This window comes from Curtobacterium sp. MCPF17_011 (assembly GCF_003234145.1).
Lineage (GTDB): Bacteria > Actinomycetota > Actinomycetes > Actinomycetales > Microbacteriaceae > Curtobacterium.
Map to the genome: position 1 here is coordinate 20,023 of NZ_QKSK01000020.1, position 9,853 is coordinate 29,875.

10 protein-coding genes are annotated in these 9,853 nt (G+C 70.8%); 3 read left to right on the forward strand and 7 right to left on the reverse strand.

What is annotated here, in order from left to right:
- Window positions 1-93 precede the first annotated feature (93 nt).
- From DEJ25_RS16195 to DEJ25_RS16210, 4 genes are read right to left on the reverse strand one after another with little or no spacing between them, the layout of a single operon-like run.
- The gene (locus DEJ25_RS16195) at window positions 94-1,431 is read right to left on the reverse strand and encodes a cellulase family glycosylhydrolase (protein ID WP_110904019.1); all 1,338 of its coding nucleotides are present in this window, start codon (window positions 1,429-1,431) and stop codon (window positions 94-96) included.
- A complete protein-coding gene (locus DEJ25_RS16200) occupies window positions 1,431-2,441 on the reverse strand; it encodes a carbohydrate ABC transporter permease (RefSeq protein WP_220033247.1) in 1,011 nt (336 codons plus the stop codon). The genes DEJ25_RS16195 and DEJ25_RS16200 overlap by 1 nt, the downstream gene beginning before the upstream one ends.
- Window positions 2,438-3,316 (reverse strand): carbohydrate ABC transporter permease, encoded by an 879-nt coding sequence (locus tag DEJ25_RS16205; RefSeq protein ID WP_110904020.1) that lies wholly within the window; start codon window positions 3,314-3,316, stop codon window positions 2,438-2,440. Before DEJ25_RS16205 ends, DEJ25_RS16200 begins: the two co-directional genes overlap by 4 nt.
- Before the next feature lie 36 nt (window positions 3,317-3,352).
- The gene (locus DEJ25_RS16210) at window positions 3,353-4,648 is read right to left on the reverse strand and encodes a sugar ABC transporter substrate-binding protein (protein WP_111045321.1); all 1,296 of its coding nucleotides are present in this window, start codon (window positions 4,646-4,648) and stop codon (window positions 3,353-3,355) included.
- Window positions 4,649-4,750: 102 nt separating this feature from the next.
- Between DEJ25_RS16210 and DEJ25_RS16215 the strand changes: the two genes are divergently transcribed.
- From DEJ25_RS16215 to DEJ25_RS16825, 3 genes are all read left to right on the forward strand, one after another.
- A complete protein-coding gene (locus DEJ25_RS16215) occupies window positions 4,751-5,782 on the forward strand; it encodes a LacI family DNA-binding transcriptional regulator (protein ID WP_111045322.1) in 1,032 nt (343 codons plus the stop codon).
- Window positions 5,783-6,016: 234 nt separating this feature from the next.
- Window positions 6,017-6,340, forward strand: coding sequence for a hypothetical protein (locus DEJ25_RS16220; protein ID WP_146236751.1), 324 nt, complete (start codon window positions 6,017-6,019; stop codon window positions 6,338-6,340).
- 108 nt (window positions 6,341-6,448) lie between these two features.
- A complete protein-coding gene (locus DEJ25_RS16825; RefSeq protein ID WP_181421596.1) occupies window positions 6,449-6,601 on the forward strand; it encodes a hypothetical protein in 153 nt (50 codons plus the stop codon).
- 32 nt (window positions 6,602-6,633) lie between these two features.
- Here DEJ25_RS16825 and DEJ25_RS16225 read toward each other — a convergent pair whose 3' ends face one another.
- The 3 genes from DEJ25_RS16225 to DEJ25_RS16235 are packed head-to-tail and all read right to left on the reverse strand — an operon-like array spanning window position 6,634 to window position 9,767.
- Window positions 6,634-7,482 (reverse strand): DMT family transporter, encoded by an 849-nt coding sequence (locus DEJ25_RS16225; RefSeq protein ID WP_111045323.1) that lies wholly within the window; start codon window positions 7,480-7,482, stop codon window positions 6,634-6,636.
- Window positions 7,479-8,141 (reverse strand): response regulator transcription factor, encoded by a 663-nt coding sequence (locus DEJ25_RS16230; RefSeq protein WP_110904025.1) that lies wholly within the window; start codon window positions 8,139-8,141, stop codon window positions 7,479-7,481. The genes DEJ25_RS16225 and DEJ25_RS16230 overlap by 4 nt, the downstream gene beginning before the upstream one ends.
- Window positions 8,142-8,171: 30 nt before the next feature.
- Window positions 8,172-9,767: a sensor histidine kinase gene (locus tag DEJ25_RS16235; RefSeq protein WP_111045324.1), complete on the reverse strand. Its 1,596-nt coding sequence runs from the start codon at window positions 9,765-9,767 to the stop codon at window positions 8,172-8,174.
- Between the last annotated feature and the right edge of the window lie 86 nt (window positions 9,768-9,853).

Here is a 9,853-nt window from a genome sequence, read left to right on the forward strand (position 1 = left end):
GGGTCCTTCCGGGGACGGCGGTGGTCGTCGGGTCGGTGGTGTTCGTCGTGCAGTCGGTCAGGCGGTCGGTCGTGCGGTCGGTCGTGCGGTCGGTCAGGGCATGGTCGCCGGGTGCGCGACCGAGAGCGCGGTCGCCGTGGTGCCCGCGGGCACGTCGACGCAGGTACGGATGCCGCGGGCTGCGAGCAGCGCGGTGTCGGCGAGCCGGGAGCGCAGCACCACCTGGGGCCCGCGTCCGTCCTGCTCGGCGATCGCGAGCCAGGCGACGGCGAACCGGCCGCCGGGGGCCGAGTCGGCGCGGGTGCCGTGCAGCGGCGCCCCGTCGGGAGCGACGTCGTCGAGGACGAGCGCGGTGGCCGGCGGGGTGGGTGCGTCGTAGCGGCCGTCACCGAAGGTCAGCGCCATCTCGCGGAACCGCTCCCCCGTCGGCTTCACGCGGCCGTCGTTCGTCAGCAGGCCGAGGTCGTACTCGAGCTCCGGGAAGTCGGCGAGCGAGCGGGAGACGTCGTGCGAGCACCACCACGTGATCCCGGACAGCTCCTGCACGTCGAGGGCGTGCCGGATGGTCTGCTCGGTGAAGGTCGGGGCGTCGGCCACGTCCACCACGTTCGTCGGTGCGCCGACCTCCTGCAACCAGTTCGGCCGGTCTGCGCGACCGTTCCAGGCGGCGGCGAGTTGGAGCAGGTACTCCCCGTGCCGGACCGAGCCGGCACCGAGGGCACCGTGCAGGCGCGCTGCGCCGTTGAACACCCACGAGTGCGTGACGGTCGCGTCACCGTGCTCGGCGGCGTGCTCGGGGCCGAACGGCTGGGCGTCGTCGTACCAGGCGGCGTCGTACTGGGCCAAGGTGACCAGCGGTCGCCGGGCCGACGGGACGGACGCGCCACGGGCCTCCCGGCCGTCACCGAGCCCGGCCCTCGCCGCGTCGACCATCGCCGCTGCCCAGGCGTGTCCCTGCTCGGCGGTGGTCGCGAACGGTGCGGGGTGCGGGGCGTGCGCGAACTGGTTGACCTCGTTGCCGATGGTGACGCCGAGCAGGTTCGGCCGGTCTGCGACCGCGGCGGCGAGCGCCCGGACGTACGCGGCGGTCGAGGCGACGACGTCCGGGTCGGTGAACATGTTCCGGCGGTGCCAGCTGTCCAGCCAGGACGGCACGAAGTCGAAGCTGGACAGGTGACCCTGCAGGGCGTCGACGTTGACGTCGAGCCCGAACGAGCCGGCGATGTCGACCACGGTGGCGACGTCCTCGAGTGCCGAGGGGCGGATCAGCGTCCGGTTCGGCTGCACGACGGGCCACAGCGGGAAGATCCGCACGTGGTCGGCGCCGAGCGACGCGATGGCCTCGAGGTCCCGCGCGGTGTCCGAGGGCGAGAAGTCGAGCCACGAGTGGAACCACCCGTTCGACGGCGTGTGGTTGACGCCGAAGCGCATCAGCCCTTCACCCCGCCCTCTTCCACGCCCTTGAAGAAGAAGCGCTGCAGGAGCGCGAAGATCACCGCGATCGGGATGAACGCGATCATCGTGCCGGCCGCGATCATCCGCTGGTCGGTGGCGAACGTGCCCTGCAGGTACTGCAGACCGACCGTCAGGGTGAGCTTGTCCGGCGACTGCAGGACGATGAGCGGCCAGAGGAAGTCGTCCCACGCGCCGATGAACGAGAAGATCGCGATGACGGCGATGGTCCCCTGCACGGCCGGGAACGAGATGTAGCGGAGCCGCTGCATGGCGTTCGCGCCGTCCATCACCGCGGCCTGGTCGATCTCCTCGGGTACCTGCCGGAACGCGTTGAACATGAGCAGCACGTTGAGTGCGGCGATCATGCCGGGCAGGGCGACGCCGACCAGGGAGTCGGCGAGACCCAGGTCCTTCACGGTGACGAACTGGGAGATGATCGTCGCTTCGCCCGGCAGCACCAGGGTGGCGAGGAACAGGCCGAGGACGACCTTGCGGAAGCGCCACTGCAGCCGTGCCAGGGCGAACCCGGCGAGGGTCGCGAAGACGATGTTCCCGATCACGTCGATCGCGGCGACGATGAGCGAGTTGCCGATGTAGCCGAAGACCGGGATCGCGTCGGCGACGCGCAGGTAGTTGCCGATCGTCGGCTGCGACGGGATGAACGACGGGTTCGCCGTGTAGATGTCCTCACCGGTGCCCTTGAGCGAGGTGGAGAGCTGCCAGAGGAACGGGCCGATCGTGATGAACAGCACCACGATGAGCAGGACGTAGCGGATCACCTTCTCACGGGTGGACATGACGCCCCAGACCGCACGACGGCGACGCTTGCCGGCCCCGTCCGTCCCGCCCCGTCCGTCCGTTCCGCCCCGTCGGTCCGTTCGGGAGGCTGGTCCGCCGCCCGTCGCGCCGGCCACGTCGGGCGTCGGTGCGGCGAGGCCGGCGTTGCCGCCGATGACGGGTTCGTTGGTGTCGGTCGTGTTCGTCACTTGTCCGCCTTGCTGTTCATCCGGGCGAGGGCGAGCATCGGGATGAGCGTCACGGCGAAGAGCAGGAGGCTCAGGGCGGACGCGTAGCCGAGGTTGCCGGTGAAGCCGCGGGCGTACTGCTGGATGAGCATGACGAGGGAGTTGTCCTGGCCGCCGGGGCCGCCCGTCCCGTTCGTCAGGATGTAGAGCTCACTGAACACCCGGAGCGCACTCACGCACACGAGGATCCCGACGAGGGTCATCGTGCCGCGGACACCGGGCATGGTCACCGACCAGAAGCGTCGGACCGAGCCGGCACCGTCGAGTGCGGCGGCTTCGTGCAGGTCCTTGCCGACGTTCCCGAGCGCGGCCAGGAAGATGATCATGTAGTAGCCGAGGCCCTTCCACACGGTCAGGCTGATGGCGCTGAACAGCAGGAGCCACCGGTCCGTCAGGAACGGGATCGCGCCCTGCACGATGCCGAGCGACTGCGCCATCTCGTTGACGACGCCGCGGTCGTCGAGGATCCAGTTCCAGATCAGCCCGACGACGACCGCGCTCGCGATCACCGGCGTGTAGTACGCGGTCCGGAAGAACGCGATGCCGGGCATCTTGTGCTGGACGAGCACCGCCATCAGGAGCGGGAGGACCGTCAGCAGCGGCAGGCAGACTGCCATGTAGATGACGCTGTTGAGCAGCGCCTCCCACACCTGCGGGTCCGCGAGCAGGGTCCGGAAGTTCGCCGTCCCCACCCAGGCGCTGACCCCGCCGAGCGGGCTCGCGTTCGTGAACGACAGCCGCACGGTGTTGATCGACGGCCAGAGACTGAACGCGAGCAGCCAGACCAGTGCGGGCAGCACCAGCAGCCAGGGCGTGAACCAGCGGTTCGCACGCATGACGATCCTCCCTCTTCCTTGACGTGACGAGCTGGGTCAGCCGTTGGCGAGCAGGGTGTTCATCTTGTCCTGCGCGGTCTGCAGCGCCTTCTCCGGGGTGGTGCCGCCCTTCATCGCCAGCGCGATCTGCTGGTCGAGGAAGTCGGTCATCGCCGAGTTCGCCTCGACCGGGTTGAGGTTCTTCGCGGTCTTCAGCGCCTCGTTCGCGAGCACACGGGCCTTGGCCTGCACGGTGCCGTCGTCCTTCGAGAAGAACGGGTCGGACTGCGACGACTTCGTCGACGGGAAGATGTTCACCAGGTGCGCGAACGCCTCCTGGTTCTTCGCGTTGGTCATGAACTCGGCGAGCGCTTCGGCCGTGGCGATGTGCTTGCTCTTCGCCGAGACGCTGAGGCCCTGCACGTAGAGCGGCGGGTTGTCCAGCGCCGGCGAGACGATGATGTTGCCCTTGAGCGACGGGTTGTTCTTCTCGAAGTCACTGATCGCGGTCGCACCACCGGTGGTCCAGGCGACCTTGCCCTGCGTGAACAGGGTGGAGTTGCCGAGGTAGTCGGTGTTGAGGACCGACGACGGCATCAGGCCCTCCTTGTAGGCCTTGGCGTACTTCGTGATGAGGTCGGCGGCCTTCGAGGAGTTCGCGAACGTGAACTTCGTGCCGTCGGCGTTGAGGATCTTGACGCCGGCGAGCGAGAAGTCGGACAGACCGGGCTTGCGGCTCATCAGGTAGTCGTCCGGGCACTTCTGGTGCATCGTCTCGGCCTGCGTGAACAGCTCGTCGGTCGTCTTCGGCGGGCTGGCCGGGTCGAGACCGCACTTCTCGAACATCGTCTTGTTCCAGTAGTCGATGTCGGTGTTGAGGTACCAGGGGTAGCCGAACGTGCCGTCGACGCCCTTGTAGTCGTACGCCGCGAGGGCGCCCTCGACGTAGGTGCTCGAGAGCTTGCTGTCGTCCTTCGACACGTCCTGCAGGAAGCCGCGCTTGGCGAGGGGCAGGGCGATGTCCGGCGGCAGGTTGACGACGTCCGGGAGCGAGTTCGACGAGGCCTGGCTGAGCACCTTGTCCGCGTAGCCGTCGCCGGGCTGGTCGACGAGCTTGACCTTCGCATCCGGGTACTTCTTCTCGAACGCCTTGACCACCCCGTTGAGGTAGTCCGTGTAGGTCGGCGTGAGGGCCCAGGTCTGCAGGGTGATCGACCCGCTGACCTCGCCGTCACCGCCGCCGGTGCTGGCGGTGCCGCCGCTCGAGCAACCGGTGAGGACGAGGGCGGTCGCTGCGGCGCCTGCGAGGATCGCGGCCACTCGGCCCGACGTGGTGCGGTGGGTGCTTCTCATCGTTGCTGACTCCTTCGTCGAGCTACTGAACCGGTTCAGCCTTGTGCGCCGAACCCCTGCGTGACGGCGACGATGCCTGACTAAAGCGCTATAGTCAAGCCCGTGGCCACAGGACGCCGAACGACGATCGCCGACATCGCAGCACGGGCGGGCGTGTCGATCAGCGCGGTCTCGTTCGCACTCAACGGCCGCCCCGGCGTCTCCGAGACGACGCGGGAACGGGTCCGTCAGGTGGCCCGTGACCTGGACTGGCAGCCGCACACCGCAGCGCGGGCCCTGGGCGGCGCGAAGGCCGGGTCGATCGGCTTCGTGCTGAACCGCCCCGCCCGCACCCTGGGCACCGAATCCTTCTTCGGCGACCTGATCTCCGGCATCCAGCTCGGCCTGACCGGCACCCACATCGGCATGACGCTGCTCGTCGCCCGCGACGCCGACGAAGAGCTCGAGACCTACCGCGACTGGTGGCGCGGACACCGGGTCGACGGCGTGATCGTCATCGACCCGCGGAGGGACGACGAACGCCTGCGCCTGCTCGCCGACCTGGGCATGCCGTCGGTCGTCGTCGGGTCACATCCCTCCCCTGCCGGCGCCGCCCCCAGCGTCTGGATCGACGACTCGGATGCCACCGAGACGGTCCTGCGCTACCTGCGGGCCCTCGGGCACCGGCGGATCGCGCACGTCTCCGGGCCGCCCGAGTTCGAACACACCGCGCTGCGGATCGACCGGGTGCGGGCGTTCGCCGGGACGGATGTCGACGGCCGCATGGAGTCCGTGCCGACCGACTACTCCGCCGAAGCCGGTGCCGCAGCCACCCGCCGCCTGCTCTCCGGGGCGACCCGACCGACGGCGATCGTGTTCGACAACGACGTGCTCGCCGTCGCCGGGCTCGGCGTCGCGAGCGAGATGGGCGTGCGGGTGCCGCAGGACGTCTCGATCGTGTCGTTCGACGACTCGGCGATGATCCGGCTCGTGCGTCCGGCGATCACCTCGCTCACCCGGGACACCGTCGAGCTCGGGCAGCGGGCCGCGGTGCTGCTCCGCGAGCAGATCGAGTCCGAGGTGCCCCTCCCGTCGCGCCCGGGGCCCGAGCTGACGCTGAGCGTGCGCGAGTCCACCGCGCGCGCCGCCCCCTGACCCCGGCCGCGCGAGCCCGGCGTGGCCCGGCCGCGCCGTCCTGGACGCGAAAGCGACAGATGCGCGCCGAGTTCCGGCGCACATCTGTCGCTTTGGCGTCTGGGTCGGGTCGTCCGGGCCGTGCCGGACACGCCGGAGCACGCGCCGGACTTGACGGGGCGTTCGAACACACGTTCGAATACGAGGGTGGGACGGCGTCGCGAGAACCGGTGGCAGCCCCCGGAGCACCCGGAGGTGGAACGCCCCAGCGCCTTCTCCCTGTCGGAGGAGGCCCGGGGTGACGACGTGTGCCACGCGGTCACCCCGATCCCGGTCTGGGCGTGGGTGCAGTTCCCGACCTTCCACGTCCGGGTGAAGGCCTTCGCACGGAGCTGGACGCGCGACGCCGTCCTGGTCGAGTGGGCGCAGTTCGGACAGCAGGCCGACGCCTGGATCTGGCGATCGGCCGTGAAGCACCGCACCCTCCGCGCGGTCGATCCGCGGACCGGAAACGCGCCGACGAGCGGCAGCCGATCAGATCCTCGACCGGCGAGATCGCGTTCCCCGGAGTCCGCATGACGCACTGCGTTGACTTCACGCGCGCTGGCGAGGATCGTTCGTGACACACCGGCTCACGAAGATTCTCGACGATCGAGACATCTGCGCCGGAGACCGAGAGGAGGCACCGTGGAGAAGACCGACGTGCCGTCCTGGGTCGCCCACGTGCTCACCCCCGCCGAGGTCATCGAGGCCTACGTCGACCGACGCGTCAACGACCCCTCGCTCCTGTCGGGCGCCCAGTCCGAGCCCACCTACGCCGACTTCCTGCGCGCCGAGTAGTCGGCCCTCCTCCGGCCGACAGCCGGACGTCGTCAGACCGCGGCACCCCGCCGCGACGTCAGGGTGACCCCGGCGCTCGCCGCGGTGACGCAGACGAGGGCGACGACCTCGAGTACCGACAGCGCCTCACCGAGGACGACCAGACCGGCGAGCGCCGCGATCGCCGGGCCCAGGCTCTGCAGCACACCGAACACCCGCGTCGGCATCCGGCGGAGCGCGGACATCTCGAGCGCGTACGGCAGCACACTCGAGAGCAGCGCCACGACGCCGAACACGACGAGCAACAGCGGGTCGGCCACGACACCCTGGACCGCGGGCCGGAGTCCGAACGGCAGCGCCACCACCATCGCGACGAGCATGGACACGGCCAGCCCGTCGATGCCCGGGATCGCCGCACCGACCCGGCGGTTCATCACGATGTACGCGGCCCAGCACCCGGCGGCGAGGACGGCGGCCACGACTCCCCCGACGTCGCCGACCGCGGACGGTCCGACGCCGAGCAGCACCACGCCCACGAGCGCCAGCGCCGCCCAGCCGGCATCCCGCCAGCGCCGGGTGTGCGCGAGCGAGAGCGTCAGCGGGCCGAGGAACTCGATCGTCACGGCGACGCCGATCGGGATCGTCGCGAACGCCACGTAGATGAACAGGTTCATGCCGCCGAGCGCCAGGCCGAGCAGGACCGCGGCGAGCCACTGGGCTCGGGTCCAGTGCCGGACCCGGGGGCGGACGACGAGCGCCAGGACGACCGCGGCGATGACGAGCCGGAGGGTGGCGGCGCCCACCGAGCCGACCTCCTCGAAGCGGGTCTTCGCGACCGCTGCGCCGATCTGCACCGACAGCATCGCGGTGAGTGCCAGCAGCGGTGCCGGGACGCGGTTCATCCGAGGTAGGCCAGGACGGCCAGGACGCGGCGGTGGTCCTCGCCGGTGTCCTCGAGCGCGAGCTTGCCGAAGATGCTCGTCACGTGCTTCTCGACCGCGCCGGTGCCGATCACGAGTGCACGGGCGATGGCGGCGTTGGTGCGACCCTCGGCCATCAGGCCGAGGACCTCGCGCTCCCGGGGTGTCAGCGCCGCCAGGGGGTCGCGGCGGCGGCTCATCAGCTGCGTGACGACCTCGGGGTCCAGCACCGTGCCTCCCGATGCGACCCGACGGACGGCGTCGTCGATCTCGTCGAGCCGGGTGACGCGGTCCTTCAGCAGGTAGCCGATGCCGGCGCTGCCTGCGGCCAGGACGTCCTCGGCGTAGGCGGCCTCGACGTACTGGGACAGCAGCAGGATGCCGGTCCGGGGAGCGATCCGCCGCGCCTGGACAGCTGCGCGGACACCCTCGTCGGTGAAGGTCGGCGGCATCCGCACGTCCATCACGACGACGTCCGGGGTCAGCGCGGGCAGTGCGGCGAGGAACGACGCCGGATCGCCGAACTGGCCGACGACGTCGATGCCGGCCTCGTCGAGCACGCGGGCCAGGCCCTCGCGGAGCAGGACGGCGTCGTCGACGACGACGGCCCGGATGCGTGCTGCATCCGGGCCGTCGGTCATGCGCTCAGCCTAGCGGCGACGCGCACCTGCTCACGTGCGGGGCGTGGGGACACCGTTGAGCGCACCGAGCGGGATCCGGGCGGTCGCCTCCGTCGGTCCGCCGAGCGGGCTGGACACCGTCAGTTCACCGTCCAGGGCGCGCATCCGGCCCATCAGCCCCTCGATGCCGTGCCCTTCGCGCGGGCTCGCCCCGCCGCGGCCGTCGTCCGTCACGCTGACCGTGAGGAACCAGGTGCCGGCCGTGTCGACCAGCAGCCCGAGGTACACCCCGGCCGCCGAGGCGCCGGCGTGCTTGGCGGTGTTCGTCAGCAGCTCGCTGACGGTGAAGTACACGTTCCGCTGGATCTCGGTCGCGAGTTCGAGCCCGTCGGGAAGGCGGATGTCGAGTCCGACCGGGATCGGCGAACGGGAGCACAGCGCTTCGAGGGCCGCGACCAGCCCACGGTCGAGCAGGATCGGCGGCGCGAACCCGCGGGACAGCGCCCGCAGTTCGTCGAGCGCGTCCTGCGCGTGGCCGGACGCCTCACCGATCAGCCGCTTGGCCCGCTCCGGGTCCTTCTCGAACGACCGCTCGGCCGCGGCCAGGTCCATCCGCAGACGCACCAGTCGCTGCTGCGGGCCGTCGTGCAGGTCGCGTTCGATCTGGCGGAGTGCCTGCCCCTCCGCGGTCACGGCGCCGGCACGGGAGGCCTGGAGGCCCGCCACCCGCTCCTCGAGCACCTCGGCCCGGAAGCCACCGAGCAGGCCGTGGTCGATCCAGTAGTGCGCGAGCACGGAGCCGCGCAGCCAGAGCGGGAACAGGAGCACGCTCGCCGCCATCGACAGGAGGCCGAGGAAGACGACCCCGGCACCCGAGCCGATGTCGTTCGGGTCGAGCACGTACCGGCCGGCGACGACGTACACCAGGACGACGACGACCGGCCAGAGGAACCCGACCGCCAGGAGCAGCCCGGCACCGACCGTCACGGCAGCGGTCAGCGGGTAGACGACGACCGCGTGCAGCAGGTACAGCCAGTAGTGCGGGTTCGCGACCGCCGACCCGGTGCGCGTCCACCAGTTCTGCTGCCACTTCGGCGTCCAGTCCACCGGACGGATCGGCCGTGGGTCGGCCCAGCTCATCCGCAGCTTCTCGAACTGTCCGAGCCAGCGGGCGACGAACAGTGCCACGAAGAACAGCAGCAGCGTGAACGGGTTGAACACGTCACGGGACCCGAGGCCGCCGATGCCCAGGATCGCGGGGAACGCGAAGTACAGCGTGCAGAGGAGCACCGCGGTGAGGGCCATGTAGCCGAAGTCCCGCGGCGACCGACGCCAGGCCTCCCGGTAGAAGGCGCCGGCGCTCGGTCGCCCACCGCTGCCACCGCTGCCGGAGCGGATCGGGGCATCCGGACCGCGACCGCCGCCCGTCGACGCCGTCGGCTTCGGCGGCTGCGGGGTGGTCACCGGCGGGGTCGCGTCCCAGGCGCCGGGAGGCCCGTCCGGGCCGGGTGCAGGGGCGGAGGGCATCGGGGCGGTCGCTTCCGGTGTCGTGGTGTTCAGCGGAACGGTCTCGGCATGGTCGGGCGAGGTCACCGCGTCGTCCAGGGGGACGGTGCGGGCCAGGTCGAGCCGGTCGGTGTCGGTCATGCATCGAGCCTCGCCCAGGAGCGGGCCCGGTCCCATCCTGCCGCCTCCCGGACCCGTGGTGGGGTTGTCCCCACCCCGTCCTCCCC